The sequence below is a fragment of the Methylobacterium sp. J-118 genome (assembly GCF_057836565.1).
Window position 1 is genome coordinate 729,444 of sequence record NZ_JBYQFA010000001.1, and the last position, 23,819, is coordinate 753,262.

The 23,819-nt window shown below is 67.0% G+C and carries 22 protein-coding genes, 1 tRNA gene and 2 pseudogenes; 9 read left to right on the forward strand and 16 right to left on the reverse strand.

From position 1 onward, the window contains the following. Positions 1-82 precede the first annotated feature (82 nt). The 9 genes from AC3IF3_RS03460 to AC3IF3_RS03500 all read right to left on the reverse strand — a co-directional run bounded on the left by AC3IF3_RS03460 (position 83) and on the right by AC3IF3_RS03500 (position 10,244). Positions 83-1,948, reverse strand: coding sequence for an ABC transporter ATP-binding protein (locus tag AC3IF3_RS03460; RefSeq protein WP_489227292.1), 1,866 nt, complete (start codon positions 1,946-1,948; stop codon positions 83-85). 83 nt (positions 1,949-2,031) lie between these two features. Further along, on the reverse strand, positions 2,032-2,610 hold the full coding sequence (locus AC3IF3_RS03465; RefSeq protein WP_243966752.1) for an AprI/Inh family metalloprotease inhibitor: 579 nt from the start codon (positions 2,608-2,610) through the stop codon (positions 2,032-2,034). 164 nt (positions 2,611-2,774) lie between these two features. After that, the gene (locus tag AC3IF3_RS03470) at positions 2,775-3,599 is read right to left on the reverse strand and encodes a succinate dehydrogenase iron-sulfur subunit (protein WP_243966750.1); all 825 of its coding nucleotides are present in this window, start codon (positions 3,597-3,599) and stop codon (positions 2,775-2,777) included. Between the two features lie 93 nt (positions 3,600-3,692). After that, complete coding sequence (gene sdhA / locus AC3IF3_RS03475; protein WP_243966748.1) at positions 3,693-5,510, reverse strand: succinate dehydrogenase flavoprotein subunit; 1,818 nt, start codon at positions 5,508-5,510, stop codon at positions 3,693-3,695. Between the two features lie 32 nt (positions 5,511-5,542). Beyond that, positions 5,543-5,962, reverse strand: a complete 420-nt coding sequence (gene sdhD, locus AC3IF3_RS03480) for a succinate dehydrogenase, hydrophobic membrane anchor protein (protein WP_489219725.1) — start codon at positions 5,960-5,962, stop codon at positions 5,543-5,545. A 10-nt stretch (positions 5,963-5,972) separates the two neighbouring features. Next, on the reverse strand, positions 5,973-6,374 hold the full coding sequence (sdhC, locus tag AC3IF3_RS03485) for a succinate dehydrogenase, cytochrome b556 subunit (protein WP_243966744.1): 402 nt from the start codon (positions 6,372-6,374) through the stop codon (positions 5,973-5,975). Positions 6,375-6,506: 132 nt separating this feature from the next. After that, positions 6,507-7,808, reverse strand: a complete 1,302-nt coding sequence (locus AC3IF3_RS03490; protein WP_489227294.1) for an SLC13 family permease — start codon at positions 7,806-7,808, stop codon at positions 6,507-6,509. 290 nt (positions 7,809-8,098) lie between these two features. Then, a complete protein-coding gene (locus AC3IF3_RS03495; RefSeq protein WP_489227295.1) occupies positions 8,099-8,611 on the reverse strand; it encodes a hypothetical protein in 513 nt (170 codons plus the stop codon). A gap of 139 nt (positions 8,612-8,750) precedes the next feature. Next, entirely contained in the window at positions 8,751-10,244 is a 1,494-nt protein-coding gene (locus AC3IF3_RS03500; RefSeq protein WP_489227296.1) for an AMP nucleosidase, read from the reverse strand. 113 nt (positions 10,245-10,357) lie between these two features. On the opposite strand from AC3IF3_RS03500, the gene tsaA reads away from it, so the two are divergent. The 4 genes and pseudogenes from tsaA (at position 10,358) to AC3IF3_RS03520 (ending at position 12,336) form a co-directional block, all read left to right on the forward strand. Then, a complete protein-coding gene (gene tsaA / locus AC3IF3_RS03505) occupies positions 10,358-10,855 on the forward strand; it encodes a tRNA (N6-threonylcarbamoyladenosine(37)-N6)-methyltransferase TrmO (protein ID WP_489227297.1) in 498 nt (165 codons plus the stop codon). Continuing rightward, a complete protein-coding gene (locus AC3IF3_RS03510; protein WP_489227299.1) occupies positions 10,852-11,544 on the forward strand; it encodes an SGNH/GDSL hydrolase family protein in 693 nt (230 codons plus the stop codon). Before tsaA ends, AC3IF3_RS03510 begins: the two co-directional genes overlap by 4 nt. 128 nt (positions 11,545-11,672) lie before the next feature. Continuing rightward, a complete protein-coding gene (locus AC3IF3_RS03515) occupies positions 11,673-11,909 on the forward strand; it encodes a hypothetical protein (RefSeq protein WP_489227300.1) in 237 nt (78 codons plus the stop codon). Next, positions 11,906-12,336, forward strand: a pseudogene (locus tag AC3IF3_RS03520) (type II toxin-antitoxin system VapC family toxin). The gene AC3IF3_RS03515 and the pseudogene AC3IF3_RS03520 overlap by 4 nt, the downstream one beginning before the upstream one ends. Positions 12,337-12,347: 11 nt before the next feature. Here the strand turns inward: AC3IF3_RS03520 and guaA are convergent. The 7 genes from guaA to AC3IF3_RS03555 form a co-directional block, all read right to left on the reverse strand. Beyond that, entirely contained in the window at positions 12,348-13,904 is a 1,557-nt protein-coding gene (guaA, locus tag AC3IF3_RS03525; protein WP_243966738.1) for a glutamine-hydrolyzing GMP synthase, read from the reverse strand. 95 nt (positions 13,905-13,999) lie between these two features. Next, positions 14,000-14,419, reverse strand: coding sequence for a hypothetical protein (locus AC3IF3_RS03530; protein ID WP_489227301.1), 420 nt, complete (start codon positions 14,417-14,419; stop codon positions 14,000-14,002). 542 nt (positions 14,420-14,961) lie between these two features. Further along, a complete protein-coding gene (locus AC3IF3_RS03535; protein WP_489227303.1) occupies positions 14,962-16,338 on the reverse strand; it encodes an NTP/NDP exchange transporter in 1,377 nt (458 codons plus the stop codon). Between the two features lie 54 nt (positions 16,339-16,392). Further along, complete coding sequence (locus AC3IF3_RS03540) at positions 16,393-17,139, reverse strand: NADPH-dependent F420 reductase (protein WP_489219735.1); 747 nt, start codon at positions 17,137-17,139, stop codon at positions 16,393-16,395. Further along, entirely contained in the window at positions 17,129-18,034 is a 906-nt protein-coding gene (locus AC3IF3_RS03545; RefSeq protein WP_489227305.1) for an aldo/keto reductase, read from the reverse strand. The genes AC3IF3_RS03540 and AC3IF3_RS03545 overlap by 11 nt, the downstream gene beginning before the upstream one ends. Positions 18,035-18,141: 107 nt before the next feature. Next, positions 18,142-18,480, reverse strand: coding sequence for a hypothetical protein (locus tag AC3IF3_RS03550; RefSeq protein ID WP_243966732.1), 339 nt, complete (start codon positions 18,478-18,480; stop codon positions 18,142-18,144). 72 nt (positions 18,481-18,552) lie between these two features. Then, positions 18,553-18,993, reverse strand: coding sequence for a CHRD domain-containing protein (locus AC3IF3_RS03555; protein ID WP_243966731.1), 441 nt, complete (start codon positions 18,991-18,993; stop codon positions 18,553-18,555). Between the two features lie 233 nt (positions 18,994-19,226). Here AC3IF3_RS03555 and AC3IF3_RS03560 point away from each other — a divergent pair. The 5 genes and pseudogenes from AC3IF3_RS03560 (at position 19,227) to AC3IF3_RS03580 (ending at position 23,608) form a co-directional block, all read left to right on the forward strand. Then, positions 19,227-19,303 (forward strand) — tRNA-Met (locus AC3IF3_RS03560). A 442-nt stretch (positions 19,304-19,745) separates the two neighbouring features. Further along, complete coding sequence (locus tag AC3IF3_RS03565; protein ID WP_243966730.1) at positions 19,746-20,495, forward strand: hypothetical protein; 750 nt, start codon at positions 19,746-19,748, stop codon at positions 20,493-20,495. A gap of 250 nt (positions 20,496-20,745) precedes the next feature. Further along, positions 20,746-21,555: a hypothetical protein gene (locus AC3IF3_RS03570; RefSeq protein WP_489227307.1), complete on the forward strand. Its 810-nt coding sequence runs from the start codon at positions 20,746-20,748 to the stop codon at positions 21,553-21,555. A 66-nt stretch (positions 21,556-21,621) separates the two neighbouring features. Further along, positions 21,622-22,746, forward strand: a pseudogene (locus AC3IF3_RS03575) (ISAs1 family transposase). Between the two features lie 157 nt (positions 22,747-22,903). Beyond that, on the forward strand, positions 22,904-23,608 hold the full coding sequence (locus AC3IF3_RS03580) for a hypothetical protein (RefSeq protein WP_489227308.1): 705 nt from the start codon (positions 22,904-22,906) through the stop codon (positions 23,606-23,608). Positions 23,609-23,819 lie beyond the last annotated feature (211 nt).

Genomic DNA, 23,819 nt, shown 5'->3' on the forward strand with positions numbered 1-23,819 from the left:
CAAGCGGGCCGTGCAGCGCAGCGATACGGTCGGGCCGTCATTGTTCCGGCGTGCCGCCAGCCGCCGGTTCGGCCCCACCACGCTACGCCGCGGCGCTGTCGAAGCGTGTGGTTCCATCGGCCAGGAAGCCACCCGACTGGCGCGACCACAGGCCGGCATAGACGCCGCCGCGGGCGACCAGCTCGCCGTGCGTTCCCTCTTCGACGATCCGCCCCCGGTCGATCACCACCAGACGGTCAAGGGCCGCGATCGTTGACAACCGGTGCGCGATAGCCAGCACGGTCTTGCCGGCCATCAGCGTATCGAGGGACTCCTGGATCGCCGCTTCCACTTGGCTGTCGAGGGCCGAGGTCGCCTCGTCCAGGATCAGGATCGGCGCGTCCTTCAGGATCACCCGCGCGATGGCGATGCGCTGGCGTTGGCCTCCGGAGAGCTTCACGCCGCGTTCGCCGACCTGGGCATCGTAGCCGCGGCGGCCCTTGTGGTCGACCAGGTCGGCGATGAAGCCATCGGCATGCGCCAGCCGCGCTGCACGCGCGATCTCCGCCTCACTCGCATCGGGACGCCCATAGGCGATGTTGTCGCGAATCGAGCGGTGCAGGAGCGAGGTATCCTGGCTGACCATCGCGATCGCCTCGCGCAGGGATTGCTGCGTGACCGCGGCGATATCCTGCCCGTCCACCAGGATACGCCCGCTCTCGACGTCGTAGAGCCGCAGGAGGAGGCTCGCCAACGTGGACTTGCCCGCGCCGCTGACGCCGACCAGCCCGACCTTCTCGCCGGGGCGGATCGTCAGCGAGAAATCCTCGATCACGGTGGCGTCGCCGCGGCCGTAATGGAAGCCGACGCTGTCGAACCGAATCTCGCCGCCGGTGACGGCGAGGGTCCTCGCGTCCGGCGCATCAACCAGCGCGTGCGGCCGCGCCATGGTCTGCATGCTCTCCTGGATCACGCCGACATTCTCGAAGACGCCCCGCACGGTCTGCATCACCCAGCCGGACATGGCGATGAGCCGGAGGACCAGGGCGATGCCCGCGGAGGCCTCACCGGTGGTCATGCCGCCGTCGCGCCAGAGGATCAGGCACGCGGCGCCCGTGGCGATCAGCAGGGCGCTGTTCAGCGCGCCGAGGACGCTCGTGGTCAACGTCACGAGGCGGAACTGATGCAGGTAGGCCTCGGTGTGGACGTCCACGGCATCGCGCACCGCGGCCCGTTCCTCCCGGTCGCGGGCGAAAAGCTTCACCGTCAGGATGTTGGTGTAGCTGTCGACGATCCGGCCGATCAGGGTCGAGCGCGTATCGGCGGTGCGGTGCGAGCGTGCGCGGGCCCGGGGGACGAACCACGTGGTCAGCCCGGCATAGGCGGCGATCCAGAGGAGGACCGGCAGCACCAGCCAGGGGGAGATCGAGCCGAACAGCCCGATCGCGGTGATCGCGTAGATGGCCACGTAGAGCAGCGTGTCGATCAGGACGACGGCCAGTTCCCGCACTGCCGGGCCGACCTGAACGACGCGGTTCGCAAGGCGCCCCGAAAAGTCGCCCTGGAAATACGAGAGCGCGTGCCCGAGCGTGTAGAGATGCGCCCGCCAGCGGATCTGGCTGGTGGATTGCGGCACGACGAGCTGATTGGACAGCACCTCGTGCGCCCAGATCGAGGCCGGCCGGACGACGGCGATAAGCAGGACGGCGAGGCCGAGACCGGTGGCGTGCTCCGACAGGACCGTCGACCGATCGGCGGTGCCGAGCAGGTCGATGAACCAGCGCATGACGAGGTAGAGCGAAGCCTCGACGGTGCCGGCGATGACGGCGATGACGAACAGAACCGCGAGGACGGCGCGGATCGGACGCAGGTAGAACCACGCGAAGCCGATGACCGCGTGCGGCGGCATCCGTGATTCATCGAAGGGCGCGAACGGATCAACGCGGCGCTCGAGCCAATCGAGGAACATGCTGCCTGGGGCGTGACGCTGCGGGAAGCCACCATGTAAGCACGCGACGCCCCGCGCCAACCGTGCGCGGAGGTCGCGCCGCCTCAGCGGTTCAGGGCGAGGGCTGCGCCGGACTTGGTGAGCGCGCCCTCGAGACCGCCGCCGCCCTGGCGCAAGCGCGCCGCGACTGACCCGCCCGGCTGATAGAGGTAGACCTCGCCATCCCGGAAATCCCAGGCCGACACCTTGGCGAGATCCTTGTTGGGGCAGGCCGCGGCGGAGGCCTTGTAGAGATCGAGGGCCGGAGCGCTCGACAGGGTGACCTTGCAATTTGCCCCGGTGGCGTCCCGGGCATCCCAGCTCCCGACAACGGAGGCGCGTCCGGTGGAGACCACCGGCGGCGGGGGGGCCGGGGGGGTGACCGGCTCGGCGATCACCGTCGGCGTCGCAGGTGACAGGGACGCCTGGGGGCCGGGCGGAGGCGGCGCATCGGGGCTCGCCGCCACGCCGGGCGGGGGCGCGAGCGGCGCCGCCGTCACGGTCCCGGACGGGATCGCCGGCACCGCGTCGAGGGCGGCCTGCGGCGCCCGGGTGCGCGGCGCGTCCAGACGGCTGGACGCGCAGGCTCCGAGGCTGGCCCCCAGGCAGAGAATGGCGAACGTCGACAGGCTCGGGCGCAGCATCGGTCCACTTGGGTCAGGCTTGAACATGTGCGCGGATGCGCTTCGTTCCTGACTCGGCGGCAAATGCGCTGACCGCAAGGCGCCACCCGGGGCACCGGGTGAGTCCCTTGCGGACGGGGCACCTTTTCACGGCAGTGTGGCCGCGGGGCCTCAAGGCCCTGCGCTCAGAGCGTGCGCTCGACCATCATCTTCTTGATCTCGGCGATCGCCTTGGCCGGGTTCAAGTTTTTCGGGCAGGTGTTGGCGCAGTTCATGATCGTGTGGCAGCGATAGAGCCGGAACGGATCATGCAGGGCATCGAGCCGGTCGCCGGTATTCTCGTCGCGCGAATCGATCAGCCAGCGATAGGCCTGGAGCAGGGCCGCCGGGCCGAGGAACTTGTCGCCGTTCCACCAGTAGCTCGGGCATGACGTGCTGCAGCACGCGCACAGGATGCACTCGTAAAGGCCATCGAGCTTCGACCGGTCCTCGGGGGTCTGGCGCCATTCCTTCTCGGGGGCGGGCGTCTCGGTCTGGAGCCAGGGCTCGATGGCGGCGTGCTGGGCGTAGAAGTTGGTGAGATCCGGGACCAAATCCTTAAGCACCGGCATGTGCGGCAGCGGATAGATCCGGATCGCGCCGTCCTTGTCCTTGCGGGTCATCACCGGCAGGGCGTTGTCCGGGCTCTTGCACTCGTCGATGCCGATCGTGCAGGCGAGCGCGTTCTGGCCCTCGATATTCATGGCGCAGGAGCCGCAGATGCCCTCGCGACAGGACCGGCGGAACACCAGCGTCGAATCGACCTTGTTCTTGATCCATAGCAGCGCGTCGAGGACCATCGGCCCGCAATCCTCGCGGTCGACCTGATAGGTGTCGATCCGCGGATTGGCCCCGTCATCCGGGTTCCAACGGTAGATCTTGAAGGTCTGCAGGCTCTTGGCACCCGGAGGGGCCGGCCAGGCCTTGCCCTGGGTGATCTGGGAATTCTTCGGGAGATTGAATTGGGCCATTGCGATAATATCCGGCAATATCGGTCAGAACCGGAAACCGGTCTGAGGGGATGCACGCGCCGCGAATTGGCACGTGCATCGTGATTGCTAGCCTCAGTACACCCGTGCCTTCGGCTCGATGTACTGAATCTCGTTCGACATCGTATAGGTGTGCACCGGGCGGTAATCGATATTCACCTGATGCCGCCCCTCGTCGAGCCAGGACAGGGTGTGCTTCATCCAGTCCTTGTCGTCGCGGTCCGGGAAGTCCTCGCGGGCGTGGGCGCCGCGGGATTCCTTGCGGTTGGCGGCCGATTCCATCGTCACCACCGCCTGGCCGATCAGGTTGTCGAACTCCAGGGTCTCCAGAAGGTCGGTGTTCCAGATCAGCGAGCGGTCGGTGATCTTCACGTCGGCGGCGGCGTTCCAGACCTTGTGGATCAGGCCCTTGCCCTCTTCGAGGACCTCGCCGGTGCGGAAGACGGCGCAGTTGTTCTGCATCGTCTTCTGCATCTCGGCCCGCAGTTCCGCGGTCGGCGTCGAGCCGTTGGCGTGGCGGAAACGGTCGAGGCGCTCCAGCGCCTTGTCGGTCGCGCCCTTGGGCAGCTCCTGCGCCCGTCCGTTCGGCTCGACGATCTCGGCGCAGCGCTTGCCGGCGGCGCGGCCGAACACGACGAGGTCGATCAGGGAATTGGACCCGAGGCGGTTGGCCCCGTGCACCGAGACGCAGGCGGCTTCGCCGATCGCCATCAGGCCGGGCACCACCGTGTCGGGGTTGCCGTTCCGCAGGGTCAGCACCTCGCCGTGATAGTTCGTCGGGATGCCGCCCATGTTGTAGTGCACGGTCGGGAGGACCGGGATCGGTTCCTTGGTCACGTCGACCCCCGCGAAGATCTTCGCGCTCTCCGAGATGCCGGGCAGGCGCTCGTGGAGGATCTTGGGGTCGAGGTGGTCGAGGTGTAGGTAGATGTGGTCCTTGTTCTTGCCGACGCCGCGGCCGTCGCGGATCTCCATGGTCATGGAGCGGGAGACCACATCGCGCGAGGCGAGGTCCTTGGCCGAGGGGGCGTAGCGCTCCATGAAGCGCTCGCCCTCGGAATTGGTCAGGTAGCCGCCCTCGCCGCGGGACCCTTCCGTGATCAGGCAGCCGGCGCCGTAGATGCCGGTCGGGTGGAACTGGACGAATTCCATGTCCTGCAGAGGCAGCCCGGCCCGCAGCACCATGGCGTTGCCGTCGCCCGTGCAGGTATGGGCCGAGGTCGCCGAGAAATAGGCGCGGCCGTAGCCGCCGGTGGCCAGAATGGTCGTCTGGGCCCGGAAGCGGTGGATCTCACCGCTGGCCTGGTCGAGGGCGATGACCCCCCGGCAGCGGCCCTCCTCGTCCATGATCAGGTCGAGGGCGAAGTACTCGATGAAGAAGTCGGTCTGGTTCTTCACCGCCTGCCCGTAGAGGGTGTGCAGCATCGCGTGTCCGGTCCGGTCGGCCGCCGCGCAGGTGCGCTGGGCGGTGCCCTTGCCGTAATCGGTGGTCATGCCGCCGAACGGACGCTGGTAGATCTTGCCTTCCTCCGTCCGCGAGAAGGGCACGCCCCAGTGCTCCAGCTCGTAGACCGCGGCCGGGGCGTTGCGGACGAGGTATTCGATCGCGTCCTGGTCGCCGAGCCAGTCCGACCCCTTCACGGTGTCGTACATGTGCCAGCGCCAGTCGTCGGGCCCCATATTGCCGAGCGAGGCCGAGATGCCGCCCTGCGCCGCGACGGTGTGCGAGCGGGTCGGGAACACCTTGGTGATGCAGGCCGTACGCAGGCCGGCCTCGGAGCAGCCGACGGTGGCGCGCAGGCCGGCGCCGCCGGCCCCGACGATCACCACGTCGAAGGCGTGATCGTGGATCGTGTAGGCAGGCCCGCTGCCGTTGGTGCCGTTGGCGGCCATGATCGGCTCCTCGAAATGCGTGATGGCGGGGTTCAGGCCGGCTGTCCGAAGCCGATCCGCAGGACCGCGTAGAGGCAGGCCACGGCCACCAGGACCGCGTAGATGTTGTTGGCGAACACCGCGGCGATCTTCGTCGCCTGGCCGTGCACGTAATCCTCGATCACCACCTGCATGCCGATCCGCATGTGGATCGTCACCGACAGGAGCGCCAGGATCAGGATGATGGAGACGAAGGGCCTGGCGATCAGCTGCGTCGCTTCGACGTAGCCCCGGCCGGCCATGCTGGCGACGATCACCACGAAGGCGAGCATCAGGACTGTGTTCGCGGCCGCCGTCACCCGCTGTTGCCACCAATGGCCGGCGCCGTGATGGGCGATGCCGAGGCCGCGGACGCGGGCACGCGGGGTGCGGATGGAGACGCGGGTGTCCTGGCGGATCTGTTCTTGAGCCATGCCGGCCTCCTCAGCGGACCAGAAGGGCGACCGCCCAGATGACGAGGGTGAGCGCGACGGAGCCAACCAGCGTCAGGCGCGCCATGCTCATGCGCTTCTCCCGGTCGAAACCGACGCCGGTATCCCATACCAGATGCCGTAGGCCGCCGAGCATGTGGTGCATCAGAACCCAGGTGTAGGCGAACAAGATCAGGCGGCCGAGCAGCGAGCCGAAGAACCAGGCGACATAGGAATACGCCGCCGGCCCTGAGGCAAGCGCCACGAGCCAGATCGCCACCAGGGCAGTCCCGCCGTAGAGGGCGGTGCCGGTAATACGGTGAAACACCGACATCGCCATCGTCCAGGTCCAGCGGTAGATCTGGAGATGCGGCGAGAGCGGCTGTGCCACGGTCGGGCGGGCGGTGGGTGCCATTGGATTGAAGCCTCGCAGCTGCGAACTGGACCGTCTCTAATCTGGTGCTAGCGCTAGTGCCTGCGGGCCCAAGCCGCAATGTGTCATGCTGCGCCGCACAGCGGGGGGCGTGTTGATAGCGCGGCGGATCTGTCACCGCAGTTGGCCCAGCAGGCACCACCACGCGTAATCGAGGGGTGCGGCGACCACGAGTGAGGCGAGGCCGAAGGCCAGCGTGAGGCGAGTCGCGTCCCGCAGGCGCACGCCGCCGAGCTCGCTGGCGAAGACGATCGGCGGGGCCTGGTAGGGGAAGAACAGGGTCGAATAGCCGATCACCTGCACCGACACGACGGCCAGGGTCGAGAGGCCGCTGGCATTCACCATCTCGCCGGCGAGCGCGGTGTACAGGGCCGGCGCGCCGTTGGCGGTGACCAGCAGCGTCAGCACGGTGCTGATGCCGGTGAGCACCGCGAAGTTCTGGCCCGGCGCCCCGGGGGCGAGCGGCGCGACGGCGAGCAGCCAATGCCCGAGCCGCGCCCCGAGCCCGGTCTCGTTGACCAGGGCAACCAGGCCGAGCAGCGCCGCGATGTAGAAGCAGGTTCGCAGGTTCACCTGCTGGAATGCCTCAGGCGGCAGCACCCCGACCCGCGGCAACAGGCAGATCACCGCGGCGGCGAGTCCGACCCAGGCGGGTGCGAAGCCGTGCAGGCTGTCGGTCATCCACAGGGCCAGGGTGCAGGCCAGGATCACCGCCAGGCGCAACTCAGCCGCCGAGACAGGCGTCGGCACCGGGAGGGCGTGAGCCTCGGCGCTGAGCCGGTCGGGAAACAGGCGCACGATCAGCCCCACCAGCATCACGCCCTTGACCAGAGCCAGGACAGGCGCGTGAAGGAGGAAATAGGACATGTAGGAGAGGTGCAGGCCGAGCACCTGTTCGGCCGAGCCGGCCATCACGAGATTGGGGACGTTGGCCGGCAGGATCGCCGCCGACAGGATCGGGGTTGCGACGCCGACCGCCAGGACGGCGCCGGTCCGCCCCGGCCGGCCGGGCGCCAGCCCGAAGCCGTCGCAGAGCGCAAGCGTCACCGGGATCATCAGGGCGATCCGGCCGAGATTCGACGGCATCACGAAGGCGATGAGGAAGCTCAGGGCAACGACGCCGGTGATGAGCTGCGCGTAGGAGCCCGACAGGCGCGCGGCCAGCGCCCGCGCCATGCGGGCGCCGAGGCCCGTACGCGTCATGCCCTGGCCCACGACCATGCCGGACAGGACCAGCCAGAAGGCCGAGGCCGAGAAGCCCGAGAACACCGTCGCTGCACCGCCCAGGTGCAGCAACATCGCAAGCCCGAAGAAGGCGAGCGCGGTGACGATCTCCGGCAGTAGCGCCGTCGCCCACGAGCCCATGCACAGCACCAGCAGAGCGGCCGTAGCCGGAACAACCGCCTCCCCGCTCATCCGATCCTCCCACGTTTCGTGCCGACGCGGGCATGGGCCGGTTTGGAACGGTTCGCAATTCGGGACTCGGCGACGCAGACTTCGTGGATCGCGAAGGCCGGCGGGTCGAGCGGTCCCGGTCAGGCGTAGAAAAGCCCGACCGTTTCCGGCCGGGCTTTCGTTCAGGCATCGTTCCGACAGAGAACCGCCAGCGTCCCGAGAAAGACGCGGCGGAATCAGGGACCTACAGCATCGTGCCGGGTCCGAGTGTCGGGGCGTTGCGGCAGAGCGACCGTGCCCGTAAACGGCGTTCAGTAGCCGTAGCCGTAGGTGCCGCAATAGGCCGGATCGTAGCCGTAGCCGTAGCCGTAATCGCCGGTGCAGCCATCGCCGTAGCCATAGCCGATCCCGCCGAGGCCGTATCCAACGCCGAGTCCCAGACCGACGCCGGCCAGGCCGTAACCCAGGCCGCGGCCGTAGCCGCGATGGGCGTATCCGCGGCCGACGAAACCACGATTGCCGATCCCAAGGCGCCCGGCATTGGCGAAACCACCCCGCTGGACACCGCCGAGGCCGGCACCCCGGCCGATCCCGACCCCGGCGTTACCGACGCCGGCGCCGCGGAAACCACCGCCGCCGAGCCCGGCACCGCCGAGGCCCGCGCCGCGAAATCCGCCACCGCCCATACCGCCGCCGTGAAAGCCACCGCCCCCGAAGCCGCCGCCATGAAATCCGCCGCCGCCGAAGCCGCGGGCATCGGCGCTGACCGGCACCAGGGCGAAGGCCGCCAGAAGAGCCGTCGATGCGAGAGCCAATCGTCTCATGAGAAAGTCCGATCCTTGAGAGGAGTATGACTTTCCAACGTCCGATCGAACCCAAGTATCCAAGCTTGACGATTGACGAAGGCGTGTCAGTGCGTCGCTACGCTCAAGTTGAGCCGGCCATCGCTGTGCAATCGGGCGTTCACCGGAATGGCGGCTCGTCGAAGCTCCGCAGCTTGCGCGAGTGCAGTCCGTGCCGATCGGCACGCAGCATGTCGAGCGCCGCCAGGCCGACCTTCAGGTGTTCCGAGACCGCCCGGTCGTAGAAGGCGTTGGCAGCCCCCGGCAGCTTGATCTCGCCGTGGAGCGGCTTGTCCGACACGCAGAGAAGCGCGCCGTAGGGCACCCGGAGGCGGAACCCCTGTGCCGCCACGGTGCCGCTCTCCATGTCGACCGCCACGGCCCGGGACTGGTTGATCCGCCGCCGCTCCTGGCTGAACCGCAATTCCCAGTTGCGATCGTCGTAGGTGACCACCGTCCCGGTGCGCAGGCGGCGCTTGAGCGCCTCGGCCTGCTCGCCGGTCACGGCGGCGGCCGCGTTCTGGAGCGCCACCTGTACCTCCGCGAGGGCGGGGACGGGCACGTCCGGTGGGACCAACTCGTCGAGGATCCTATCGCGGCGCAGATAGGCATGGGCCAGGACGTAGTCGCCGATGGTCTGTGACTGGCGCAGGCCGCCGCAATGCCCGACCATCAGCCAGCAATCCGGGCGCAGCACGGCGAGGTGGTCGGTGATCGTCTTCGCGTTCGAGGGACCGACGCCGATATTGACCAGGGTCGTGCCCTGGAGGGTGCCGTCGTCGCCGCGGGCGACGAGGTGGTAGGCCGGCATCTGGTGCCGGTGCCAGGGCGAGGCGGCGATCACCGCGGCCGGATCCGCCTGCGCAGCCTCGGCGCGGGACACGGAGATCCCGCCCGGCAGGACCAGCCGCTCGAACCCTTCCGCCCCCGAGGCCAGCCGTTCGAGCCCATGGCGGACGAACTGATCGACGTAGCGGTGGTAGTTGGTGAGCAGGATCCAGGGCTGGACCTCGCGCCAGTCGCAGCCCGTGTAATGGACCAGGCGGCGCAGGGAGTAATCGACCCGCACGGCGTCGAACAGGGCGAGCGGCAGCGGTTCGCCGTCGATGAGCGCGAAGGTACCGTCGGCGATCTCGTCGCCCACCAGGGACAGCAGCGGGACGGGGAAGTAGGTGGCCAGTTCCGCGCCGTCGACGGCCCGTCCGCCCGCATCGAGGCCGGCTTCGAGGATGTAGGGGTAGGGAATCTCCTGTGCGCTCAGACCCACTTCCAGCGAGATCCCGTAATCGGCGATCAGCGGCTCGAGCTGCCGGGTGAGATAGGTGCGGAAGAAAGCCGGATGCGTGATCGTGGTGGCATAGGTGCCCGCCGCCTGCAGCTTGGCAGTGGCCCGCCGGACCCGCGGCAGCGGTCCGTTCGGCCGATAGGTGATCCGCAACTCCGGATAGCGGAAGGCCAGGCGCTCGGTCGCGTCGGGCGGTGGGCCGCCCGCGAGGTAGCGTTCGAGGGCCGTCCGCAGGGCCCCGGCCGCGTCGTCGTAGAGCTCGACCAGACGGTCGATCGCGATCCCGGCATCCGCCACCGCCTGCATCGGCCGCAATTCCCGCTCGATCATGTCGCCTCCGATTCCGGTGCCGGCTCTACACTCCGCGACGCGAGGGGGCGAGATCCGGGCTTGCGGGCCACAGGTGCTTGGCCGAGAAGCCGGCGGACGCAATGTGAGGATGCATGAGCGCGGACGAGTTCGGGATCCGTCCCGGTGAGGAACTGGCGAGTCTGCCCGCGACATTCGATGCGGGGCTCTACTTCATCGGGCGGCTGCGCACGCCCTGGCGAGCGCGCTCCGAATGCCCGAAGAACGGGCTGCAGACCGACGCGCTCTGCACCGTCGAGGTGGATGCGCCCTATGTCCCGGGCCTGCGAACCATCACGGGCTGCTCGCACCTCATTCTGCTCTACTGGATGGACCGGGCGACCCGCGGCCTCGTGGTCCAGCAGCCGCGCCACGCGGATGGCCCGCGCGGCACCTTCTCGCTGCGCTCGCCGGCCCGGCCCAATCCGATCGCCCTCTCGGTGGTGGAACTGCTCGGCCGGGACGGCGGCACGTTGCAGGTGCGCGGCCTCGACTGCCTCGACGGCACGCCGCTCCTCGACATCAAGCCCTATTACGCCTCGACGGATTCCCGGCCGGACGCGCAGGTCGACCGCGCCGGCGCCGCGCCGTGAGGCATCTCGCGGTGCTGATCGTCGGCGGCGTGGGACTGCTCGCCCTCGGCGGCCTCGTGGGCTGGCGCCTGCACAGACCGGCCGCCGATGCCCGCGCCTATGCAGTCATGCGCCTCATCGCGATTCAGGTAAGCCTGGACGAGGCGCCGCCGGACTATGTCTTCTACGGCGGGGATTCGCAGGTCGAGCTGCAGCCCGGCGGACAACAGGGCTGCGGCCTGCCGCTGGTCAACGGCGGCGTCAGCGGCTCGACCGCGGCGGCCTATGCGGATCACCTCGCACGGCTGTCATTCACGGCCCATCCCCGGGTCGCCGCTCTGACCATCGGGACCAACGACATCCTGATGAAGAACAAGCCGCGCTCCGCCGAGCCGGCCGCGCGGTTCGAGGCTGCCGCCGAAACGATCGTCCGGCGCCTGCAAAACCTCGCGCCGCGGGTGGTGGTCACCGCCCTCCCCCCGGTCGGGCGCGAGCTCGGGACGCTGGTCGATGCGGCGGCGGTGGCCGCATATTCGCAGCGGCTGCTCGGCCTGTGCGGACGCCTCGGCTGCGCCTTCGCGGACCCGTTCGCGGATCTGCGCGACGGCGACACCGGCTACGCCAAGCCCGGCGCCATGCGCGATGGCCTTCACCTCGCAGCCTACCGGCCGGCGCTTAAGGCGCTTGGCCCGGCCCTGTGCGGACCATAGGCTTCACCCTCGGCGTCCGCTACGATGGGAATGACCTACGGGACGAATCCGGTCAGGAGGCGGCCATCAGCAAGGCTTCGCAAGGCACAATCCGGCGCGATCGGACGCGGTCCGACGCGCGTGAGCTGGTGCGCTTCGAAGTCCGGGGCCGCGATGCCGACCGCGGCCTCATACGCTCGCTCGCCCGGCGTCTCGCCGAGGACACTCCGGAGGCTTCGGAACTGCGCGCCAAAGTCAGCCGGTCGGTGGCCGACGAACAGGTTTCGAATGGCGGCATCCTGGATGCGCTCCGGCGGTCCCCGTTGGTCGGCGCAGAGCTCGACCTGACCCGCCCGCACGACGAGCGGTCGGTCCTCGATCTCTGATGCGCTTCCTGCTCGACACGAACATCATCAGCCACGTCGTCAAGCCTAAGCCTTCCGAAACGCTGCTGACGTGGATGGCTGCGCAGTCCGACAGCGACCTCTACATCACCTCGCTGACGTTGGCCGAGATCTGGCGCGGCGTACTGGAGAAGCCGGACGGTAAGCGTCGACGTGATCTCGAAGCCTGGTTCGTCGGTCCAGAGGGTCCGCAGTCCTTGTTTGCGGGCCGCATCCTCACCTTCGACGCAGCGGCCGGGCTGGCGTGGGCAAAGCTGATGGCAGAGGGCAAGGCGCGGGCCCTCCCCGGAATGCGCTGGATACGATCATCGCCGCCATCGCCGCGGTGAATGACTGCGTGGTGGTCACCGACAACGAGCGGGATTTCGAAGGCGTACCGATCGTCAATCCGCTTCGTCAATCGGGCTGAGACCGCGAGTCCTATTCCCACTCGATCGTGCCGGGCGGCTTCGAGGTGATGTCGTAGGTGACCCGGTTGATGCCCTTCACCTCGTTGATGATCCGGGTCGCCACCCGGCCGAGGAAGGCCATGTCGAACGGGTAGAAATCGGCCGTCATGCCGTCCACCGAGGTGACGGCGCGGAGCGCGCAGACGTGGTCGTAGGTGCGGCCGTCGCCCATCACGCCCACGGTCTTCACCGGCAGGATCACCGCGAAGGCCTGCCAGATCGTGTCGTAGAGGCCGGCCTGGCGGATCTCGTCGAGGTAGATCGCATCGGCCTTGCGCAGGGCCTCCAGCTTCTCGGCGGTGATCGTCCCCGGGCAGCGGATCGCGAGACCGGGCCCGGGGAACGGGTGACGGCCGACGAAGCCCTCGGGCAGGCCGAGTTCCTTGCCGAGCACCCGGACCTCGTCCTTGAACAGCTCGCGCAGCGGCTCCACGAGCTGCATGTTCATGCGCTCGGGCAGGCCGCCGACATTGTGGTGGCTCTTGATCGTCACCGAGGGGCCGCCGGTGAACGACACGCTCTCGATCACGTCCGGGTAGAGCGTCCCCTGCGCCAGGAAGGCGGCGCCGCCGATCTTCTTCGACTCGGCCTCGAACACGTCGATGAACAGGCGGCCGATGGTCTTCCGTTTGACCTCCGGGTCGCTGACGCCCTCCAGCGCCGAGAGGAACATGCCGCTCGCCTCCACGTGGACCAGCGGGATGTTGTAGTGGTCGCGGAACAGCGCCACGACCTGCTCGGCCTCGCCGAGGCGCAACAGCCCGTGGTCTACGAACACGCAGGTCAGCTGGTCGCCGATCGCCTCGTGGATCAGCACCGCCGCCACCGCCGAATCGACTCCGCCCGACAGGCCGCAGATCACCTTCTCCGAGCCGACCTGTGCGCGGATCTTGGCGATCGCCTCCTCGCGGTAAGCGCCCATGGTCCAGTCGCCGGAGCAGCCCGCGATGTCGCGCACGAAATTGCGAATCAGCAGGGCACCGTGGGGCGTGTGCGCCACCTCCGGATGGAACTGGACCGCGTAGTAGTTGCGCGCCGCGTCGGCCACCGCCGCGAAGGGGGCGTTCTTCGAGATCGCCACTGTGGTGAACCCGTCGGGGAGCTTGGTGACTCGATCACCGTGGCTCATCCAGACCGGATACGTCTCGCCCTTGTGCCAGACGCCGTTGAACAGCGGGCAATCGGCCAGGATCTCGACCTCGGCCCGGCCGAATTCCGCGTGGTGCCCGCCCTCGACCGCGCCGCCGAGCTGCGCCGCCATGGTCTGCTGGCCGTAGCAGATGCCGAAGACCGGCACGCCCGAATCGAACACCACCTGCGGCGCCCGGGGCGAGGCTTCGACGGTGACCGATTCGGGTCCGCCGGAGAGGATCACCCCCTTTGGACGCTGCTCGCGGAAGGCGGCCTCAGCCTTGGTGAAGGGCACGATCTCGCAGTAGACGCCCTCCTCCCGCACCCTCCGGGCGATGAGCTGGGTCACCTGAGAGCCGAAATCGACGATCAGGATCTTGTCGTGGTCGGTGTTCATCGCGGGCGATTATCCGATGGCCGGCACGCGCGCAACGCGCATACCCGCGGGGGCTGGGGATCGTCGCGCAAGGCGCGCGCCAGGATCGTCGGCGGTCAGTCGAAGTTCCGGACCTTGGCCGAGCCGCCCAGGCTGATCGCGGGCTTCGCCGCCGCCCCGGCGAGGCTAACCTTCTTCTGGCCGGGCGGGGTCTTCGCGCGCAGCTGCGGCGCGGCCTCCGGCACGGGCCGGGACGGCTTCAGGTGTGCCTGGCCGTGGATCACGGAGCCGATCTCGCCGGCGACCCGGATCAGGTCGTCGCGCTCGCAGGCCCGGGCGACCTTCAGGCCGAGCTTGTGCATGTGGCTCTTGCCATACAGGTAGGTGGCGAGCTGCGCGCGCTGCAGCGGCGGGATCTCCTCCAGAATCAGCGGCAGGTCGAATTCGTCGGCGCGGTACACGGAGCCCAGGACTTCGAGGCTCACCGGGCAATCGACTTCGGGCTCGGCGCCGCTGGTCGGATGCGACTGGGTCATGGTTGCCTCTCGGGACTCGAAGGATCGGGGTGGACGGATGCCCCGGAGCCGGGGTCGAGTTCAACCCCCGTCGGCACGGCGAGGTCCGCGACCCGGTCGGAGCTTGGTTCTGGGGGCGATTCGGCCGCGGGTCGCCACGCACCCAGGCATCCGGTGCAGACCGATTCGATCACCGCCCGGGCATGGGCCTGACGGCGTGCCCATATGGCCTCGCGGGCCGCGCGTGCGGCTTCGGCATCGGACAGGGGGCGGATGCGGATGAAGAGCGGCTCCTGGGCCAGGCAGGGTCCCGAAGCCAGGACCAGCATTCCCAGTGTCGCGACGACGCGGCGGCCGTGGCCGCGCGCGGACCTGTGAAGCCGTCGCGCGGCGTCCGGCATGCATCCCTCCCGGCGGAACTCGTCACCCTACCTCCCGCCGCCGGGTAAACCGTACGTTAACCATACCGACTTTCCGGCACGGACTGGCGACGCGAATGCGGTTCTTCCGAGCGAATCTCCGCGTCGGCTCTGGTCCAGCGTCGAGCCGTTGCGCGGCGCGGGTCACCGCCCGGTCGAAGCCACGGCACGGTCGAGCGGAACCGGCACCGGGCCCGGTTCGTCGGCGCCCGCGAGCTCCTGCGTGGACCGGCGCTGCTCCTGGGCGCGGCCGAGCCAGAGACTGTTCACAAGCCAGACCATGGACAGCGGGATCGCGGCCCCGGCGATGCCGATGCTGCCGAAGCCGAGCCCCTGGATCCCGGTGAACGACCATGCGCCGACCTGGTCGCCGAGCCGATAGACCACCGTGTCGATGAAGCTCTTGGCCTTGTAGCGGTCCTCCCGCGGGACGACCGTGAACAGGACTTCCCGGACCGGGCGCGCAATCGCGAAGTTGCCCGCCCGACGCAGAACCTGAAACGCGACGATCACGCCGATCGTCGGCCACAGGGCGAGTGCCGCGAAGCCGAGGATGCTGAAGGCCGGGAGGATGGCGAGGGTCAGGGCGATGCCGATCCGGTTCACGATCCGACCGGTGAGGAACAATTGGACGCCCAGCGTCAGCACGTTCACCGCGAGGTCGACGCTGGCGAAGAACGCGGTCTGCGCGCCACGATCCGGAAAGCTGCGCTTCGCGATGCCGGCCTGCTCGAAATACAGGAACGTCGACGTCACCGAGAACAGCAGCAGGAACAGGGAGATGTTGAGCAGGTAGGGCGACGCGAAGGTCCGGGTCACGCCGGCCAGCACGCTGCCGCCGATCGTCCGGTCCTGCCCGTCGCCCGCGCCCTGCGTCGATCCGGGCATCTCGTGCAGGCGCGTCGCGTGCGCCGCCAGGCCGCGCATGCAGAACACCGCGACTTCGAGGAGCACGACGGCACCGAGCATCAGGCCCCAGGTCGGGACGTTCTTGGCCAGGAGCGCGGTGGTGGCCGAGCCCGCGATGGCGCCGAGCGTCGCGCCGGCCGCGATGAAGCCGAACAGCCGCCGGCCCTGCGCATTGGAGAACACGTCGACGATCGTTGCCCAGAAGATCGACACCACGAACAGGTTGAAGATCGACAGCCAGACGAAGAACACCCGCCCGATCCATACGCCCCAGTCCGGCGGTGCCAGGTACAGCGTCAGCGCGAAGGCGAGGATATTGGCCGCGAAGAAGCGGTAGGTGATCGGCACGAACCGGGCCCGCGGCATCCGCTTCACCAGGTAGGCGAAGGGCAGGTTCAGGGCGAGCATGCCCACCAGGGTCGCGGTGAACAGCCAGGGCAGGTTCTCGATACCGCCAGCGACCCCCATCTGGTCGCGGATCGGGCGGAGGACGTAGTAGGCGGCCAGGATCGAGAAGATGTAGGCCCAGGCCCAGGCGAGCGCCCTGCCCTCCCCGGGCTGGATGTCGATCAGGCGCGCGAGCGGCCCGCGGGCCGCGGCTGGCTCAGCCATGGGGCGATCTCACCGGCAAGGTCGTCCCCGTCACGCCGCTGCGGCCCCGGCGGTTCACTTGGCGACGCCGAGCTTCTCGCGCAGCTCCGGGGCGGTGAGTTCATGACCGAAGCCGGGGGAGCCCATGGCGAACCGGTCGGCCTCCTTGAGCGGACCGACCACCACCGGGTCGAAGCCGGCATCGCGGACCAGACCCTCGGCGACCTTCAGCGCCTCCGGGTCGTCCCCGGCGATCGGGATCGCCATCCGGCCGCCGGCGCGGGCCTTGCCGCCGTCGGCGCCTTCCTTGGCGAAGACCTTATAGTTCGCCGCATTGAACGCCCGGACCAGCTTCGCGCCCGGGAAGTACTTGGCGGAGGTGGTACCGATGCCGTTCGCCTGGACCTCGTCGTAGAGCGCCCCGTCGCGCCGCTGGGTGGCGTTGCCGGCGTCGAGCACGATCTTGCCGGACAGGGCCGGCCCGATCTCCTTGGCGAGATCCGGATAGGCCTTGTAGGGGACCGCGATGAACACCGCGTCCCCGAACTTGATCGCCTCCTCGGGGGTGCCGGCCTTCGCCTTGGGGCCGAGTTCCGAGACCATGGACGCGAGAGTCTCCGGGTGACGCGAGGCGAACATCACCTCGTGCCCGTCCTTGACCCACAGGGTCCCGATGGTGCCGCCGATATTGCCAGCGCCGATCACGCCGATCCGGATCTTCTTCGCCCCGTCCTGCGCCTGGACCGGGATGGCGGAAACCGCCAGCGACAGGCCAGCCGCCAGGGCGAGCGCCGCGCGGCGCGTGACTCGATCAGACCGCATCGATGAAGCTCTCCATCTGCTTGCGTTGTGCCGGACCCGGGAGTGCCCCCCGGGCGGCGCCGAGATTGTCCGCGACGTAGCTGGCCTTCGCCATGCCCGGGATCGGGCAGGTCACGGCCGGGTTGCCGAGGACGTATTTGAGGAAGAATTGCGGCCAGCTCGCACAGCCGAGGTCCTTCGCCACCGGCGGCAGATCCTTGCCCTGCACCGCCTTGAACAGGCGGTCGCGGCCGAAGGGCACGTTGGTCATCACCGCCATGCCCCTCTCGGCGGCGAGCGGGATCACGCGCTCGGCGGCGGCCCGGTTGTCGATGGCGTAATTCACCTGGATGAAGTCGAGGGTCTCCCGCTTCATCACGGCCTCCAGCGCCTCGAGCTGGTTGTCACGCCAGACGGTGACACCGACGTAGCGGATCCGCTTCTGGCTCTTGAGGTCGCGCAGCAATGCGAGGTTGTCGGCCACGTCGATCAGGTTGTGGACGGCGACGAGATCGAGCGTCTCGACCTTCATCCGCGTCAACGACCGTTCGAACTCCGCGCGGGTCGCCTCGTGCCCGGTCGTGTCGACCTTGCTGGCCAGGAAGATCTTCTGGCGCAGGCCCGGCTCCGACAGGATGGCGCCGAGCACGTCCTCTGCCGTGCCGTAGCTCGGAGCGGTGTCGATCACCGTGCCGCCGAGGATCACGAAGCTCCGCACCGCCTCCCTGAGGGGCGCGACGTTGTCGGGTGTCGGCTCGACCTCATAGCGGCGGGAGGTGCCGATCCCGATCGCCGGCAGCATCTCTCCGCTGGACGGGATCGGCCGGCGGATCAGCGGTTCGGCGGCCTGGGCGAAGCGGCTCGCCAGCGGGGCGAGCGCGGCCGCGGCGACGACGGCGCGACGGGATACGGGCATGGCCGGCCTCCGACGGGGTCAGGACACCGACTCACATAGGGCGCCGCCGGCCCAAGTGTATTCGTTATTCTCACGCTTGCGCGAGCGCGTCCGGACGAGAGGTCGCGCTAATCCTCCTCGGGCGGATCCTCGAACGCGGCACCTTCCGTGTCTGGGGCGATGCGGAACCGGTACTCGTCGATGGCCAGGAAGGCCCGGTGCGCCACCTGCGGATCGATGCCGTCGCGCACCACGAGGGTCTGGAAATCGATGAACAAGCGGGCGATGCGCGCCTCGTCCGACAGGGCAGCGAGCGCCGACGAGCTGGCGCCGGCGCGCATCATGTAGCGTCGCGCCTCACCGGCAGCGTCGGGCGCGGCCAGGACGACGACCTGCCCGGCGGTCTCGGGCTTCAGCTCCGCCCAGCGGATGGGCGTCCAGGCGATGATGGCCTCGATAAGCTTCATCGAAAGCTCCGGCGGGTGGGGAGACCCGCCTAACGGCCGCGCGCCGGCGCGTCGAGGCGTCCGTTGCGTCGATCAGTGCGCCGGCTCCACCTGACCGCGAATCTCGCCCTTCGGGTTGGCCGCGGTGTGGAGGTTGAAATAGAGCTTGCCGGCTTCGAGATCCGCGGCCTTGGCGTCGTCCAGGGTCGCCTCGCCGGAGAACGGGCTGGTGGTGGCCGTCACCGGTACGAGCACGCCGGCATTCTCGCCGGCCTTGGCCGGTCCGTGGAAGTGGGCTGCGGTCACCGGACCGGTGAGGCCGCTATACGTCCCGGTCCAGCTCAGGCGCTTGGTCGCCGGGTCGTAGGTCGCCGAAACCGCTCCGGTGCCCGTCGACGGGGTCGCCGGCACTTCGCTGCCCCCGCTGAGGGCCGCGCGGTAGGCCGCCCCGGCCGCCGCGAAGGCCGGCGCGGCGACGAGCGGGATGGCGAAAGCGAGCAGGGCGGCGAGCGGGGAGATGGCGCGACGGGTCATTGAACGCTCCGGTCTAGCCGGCCCCGACAGGGACCGTTCGGCCGACATAGGGGCGCGGGCACGGTCGAACATGCGTGCCGTGCCGCTGGCCTCCCGCCCCGCATGACAACCTCGCGCGTCCGTCGCGCCCGAGACCATCCCGAAACGGCGCGCATGACCGTTGACACTATGCGCCCGGCCTCCCTATACCGCCGCCGTCGCACGCGTCGCCCTCCGGGGCGCAGGCGGCTTGGGGCGGGGTAGCTCAGCTGGTTAGAGCAGAGGAATCATAATCCTTGTGTCGGGGGTTCAAATCCCTCCCTCGCTACCAACTTCAATAAAAGCTTTGCTGCGAAGCCCTGGCCAGGACGCCGGGGCTTTTTCGTTATCGGAGCGGATACGGGGCGTCGGGCTCCGGGTCCCAGGCCAGGTTGGCTTCACGGATGCGGCCCACGGCCACGCAGGGGGTTGTCCACAGGCCCCTCGTGTTTGGCCCGTGCGATGGGCCCGACCATGCCTTGCCGCGGGTCGAAGTCCCGCGGTGACACTGGAACGGACGGTGTCCCTCACAAACCGCAGACCGCCATACCCGCCACGCCTACCCATCGCTGACCTCGCTCCCCGGAACGCCGTGCCCAACGACGGCCGAAGATCCCACGGGTGAGCCTGGCGCGGCGGACGTCCGCGGCCCTCGTCCTTCAAGGGCTTCGGGACGAGGAAGAGGCCGCATTTCGCCGCCGCCACGCCTGCGCGACATCCTCGCCGGTCTCGCATTGGAGACCAAGCTGATCCGCCTGCGGCGGCAGCTTCAAGCCAAAGGTTGGGAGACGCAGCCGCGCGCGCCGGCGGGACAGCCAAAGGGTGGCGAATGGGTGCAGGGCCCCAGCGGAGGCCGGTGGGCCTCTCTCCAAGAGGATAGACCCGGCGGGCCTTCCCCTCAGGATCCGCCCGCGCTCGCGGACGGCACGACGCTCGAGGATGGGACGCGCGTCCTCTCGATCCGAATACATGCGGGGCGCCAACCCTTCGACGAACAGCATACGGTTATTGCTCCGGACGGTGAGAGCCGGATCTTCGAGACATCTGGCGAAACCCAGACGATTCGAGATGGCCATACGGGGGAAGTCCTGTCGCGGACCACGTTCACGCCGACAGGCCTCGTCGCTGAGCCGATTGTTCAACCTGCCCTTGTCCCTGCTCTACCGCTGATCGCAGCCCCCATCATCGCAACCTTCGAGCTTGGGTTGCAGCTCCTGACGTATCTCTCTGCCCGGGAGGACGCGTACGGCACCGTTCTCGGGCTCACAGCGCAAGAATATAAAAGCGGGGACGATCCGGAAAAGGATATGCCGATCTGGATTGGCCAACTCAGCCAAGCACAATTGGACGAAGCTTGTCCAAGAAATGGGGAAGTGCAGGCGATCGTCGACGAAGTCACTGCGCGTGTGACAGCGCAAGGCGGGTACGCAAATGCGACGCAGCTGGGTACAAAGATTCATGTTGAGATTGCGCATACGATTTAGGAGAAGAAAGATCCAAACTTTGTCGCCGAACTCATTCTTGCCAAGCGCAATGAAGATGGAACATTCATACTATCTGGTAGTAAGAGGTCCGATATATTCGCAAGGCCTCGTATCGACACCGCATGTATTTACGATCCAAAAATTGGACGGAAGGGTTTGACCCGTCGTCAAGCCGTCGATTCGGTCATAGCGGCAAAGGCGAATTCCCCGACGTCGTGCGATTTATCATGATACAAGTGAGGCCCAGGAAATGGCGACATTGAGACTTGCAGCGGCGCAGCAAATTCGAGAATTATCTGCCCCGCTACTGGATCGAAATCAGGATGTTATTCTGACAGGCGGAAAATTTCTTTGTCTTCAAAGTGTTGGTCACATCGCCAAGCAGATCCGGATCGATAATAGACCAAACCGTGGATACTTCCTGCTCGAATGGAGACTAACAGAGCTGTATATTCGTGGGGATAAATTCGGTTTTGGAGGCTATGGTCGATCGATCGGTTTGATTGGTCGATCCCGTCGGTTCAAACCAGCTGGGCAAGACGGCGTCTGGGATTGGGACGACCCGATGATTCGTGACGATTTCGTGGAGCAAATTGAAACCGAAGTTCTACCCTTTCTCCGATCCTTTGACTCGATCGAGAAAATTGTAACTTTTATCATATCTCAGGAAATAAGAGGTTACAGCTTTCGCAAGGATCATATTTGGATGTGTTTCACGCATGCAGCGCTTGGCGAGTTGGCAACCGCAAGAACGCATTGGGATTTAATTACCCCGAGCTTTAAGGAACGACACGAAAATCAAGCAGCGATCGATGGTAAACCGATGTCAGATTATTTTCGCAGCTGCCTCGCCGTGGGGGAGGTACTGAAGGGAGGCGATCACATGGCGTTGGCAAAACTGCTTTGGGAGAATGAGCGCACCGAAGCAGACCGTTTCAAGCTCAGCCGTCACTGGCAGCCGACAGCGTTCCCGTTTCAGAAAGTTGCTCCCCCAATTGCCGCCACCCCTGTCGGCCCTGCTGAAGGCGATGGGGACCGGAAAGGTAGGTCGATTGCTTGAAAGGAATGGATTCCGGTGTTGCATATTGCGGGATTCTTAGGGTGCCTCGATGAGGTGACGCATGCGATGCCAGGCACCGCACGGGTGGAGCATTTTTCGGCGACGGATGAACCGCGCCAGGGTAGGAAGGTAATCTACCCACCGCCGGAGATCGTATTGCTGGTTTTATGAACGGCCTTGTGCGCGCCCTTGGCCTCGGCCGAGCGCTTCGTCGGGATCCAACGCTGGGGCTGGGAGAAGCCGGCGTTCCTGGGCACGATGCTGCCGTTCCGGCATGAAATTCCTCACACGACACCCTCAACCACGTTCTGAATGCTCTGGATCCAGGCCTGTCCTTGGCGTGCTACGCGGCCAGGGTCGAAGCCTTTCGCGAAACCGAGCCCGGCATCGTCGCGATCGATGGCAAGAGGTCGCGTCGCGTCCGGGCCAAGGGCGGCCAACCGCTCCTTGTCGTCTCTGCCGGGGTCAAGCGCCAGTGACTGGTGCTGGGCCAGGGGGCCGTGGGTGAGAAAGTCAACGCGATCACGGCGATCCGGCTGCTGTTTGAGCGGCTACAGTTGACGGGCGCCTCGGTGACGATCGACGCCATGGGCACGCAGACCACCATCGCCCAAACCATTCTTGATAAGGGCGCCGACAATCTCCTCGCGCACGAGGAACCGGCCCGTGCTCGCCAAGGACGTACGCCTGATCTTCGACGATCCCGGACAAGCCCGCCTCGAGACCCACCAGACCACCGATCTTGATAACGGGCGCAGCGAACTCCGCCGCCACGTCGTCTGCCACGACGTCGCTTGACTCACCTCGGATCGCCGCGATCCCAGCGAGCCGCGCTTCCCCGGCCTCAAGGCCATCGCCGTGGTCGAGGCGACGGTCGGACGCGGCGACGAGACCTCGGTCGAGCGGCGCCACTTCCTGTCCTCGCTCCCGCTCAACGCCAAGCTGTTCGCCAGCGCCACGCAGGCACATTGGAGTATCGAAAACCAGCTCCACTGGGTGCTTGATGTCATTTTCCACGACTATTTCATGCGCTTGAGCATCGCCAACGGTCCTCACACCATGGCCATCAGCAAGCACGTGGCCATGAACCTCATCCGCACGGCGCCCGGAACCGACAGCCTCCACATCCGCAGGAAAGCTGCTGTCTGGAACCACGACTACCTCAGGGCCATCGTCGCTCAGACCGCCTGATCGCCTTCAAGCGATTGCCCTGGTCGCGCTCCGTCGATGATCACAAAACGGGAAATGCGGAGATCTCATTGACGCGGGCAATGCAGCTCGCCGCCACCGCCATCAGGACTTACCCTTACCTAAAGCGAATCATCATCATTTAAGTGAAACCGCAAACATGAGCTCGGCTCCCCAAATCAAGAGGCTGGCCAAACCTCTGCTCCAACGGCATAATAACCTCATTATGGCCGCCGGCAATATTATGGCCTATCTCCCGGTAACTCATTGGGGCCGTTATATTCGCATTCACAACAGACCAAAAAGAGGATATTTTACAGTCGATTGGTGGGTAGATACTCGCTTCGAGCCGGGACACTATGCGTTCATTAGTCGGAGCGGAGCGTGTGGGCTAATCGGCCGATCACTTCAATACAAGCCCAAGGGCCAAACCGGCCTGTTCGAATGGGATGATCCCACCATGCCGGGCGACTTTATCGATCAAGTCGAAGCTAGGATCCTGCCGGTGTTCTCCACTCTCGATACCTTGGAAAAAACGATCGTCCACCTCCGTTCACACCAGAACAACTCCTTTGCCGAGTATCCGCCTTGGAAGACGCTGATGCATGTCGCACTCGGCGAAATTCCGGCCGCGCAGGCCGAGTGGCAATCTGTGATGCACAAGTATGTGCCGCACACGACCGTTTCAGATGTTTTATGCGATTACGTCTACGACCAGTGGTGCCTGTTGACCGAACCGCTGATGGCTGGCGACCGCGCAGCGCTGGCGCGATTGCTGCATGGCTGGGAGGCCTCGAACATTACCGGCACGAAGCTTGAACTCTATTGGCGTTCAACGTCGTTTCCCCTGGAACACAGTGTTTAAGTTATGATCGGCTAAATCAGCGATCATACTCGCGCGGGATCGGTCAGATACGATCAGGCTCGAGATCGCGTGCTTTGACGACAGCCACGTCGAGGTATCGACCTTCCGGGTTACGGAAGACATCGACTGAAATTACGATCGACTGCTAAAGATACTGGCCGAGAAGCGGATGGATTAAATCAGGCAATGCGCGGTCGCGGTCTTCGGCATA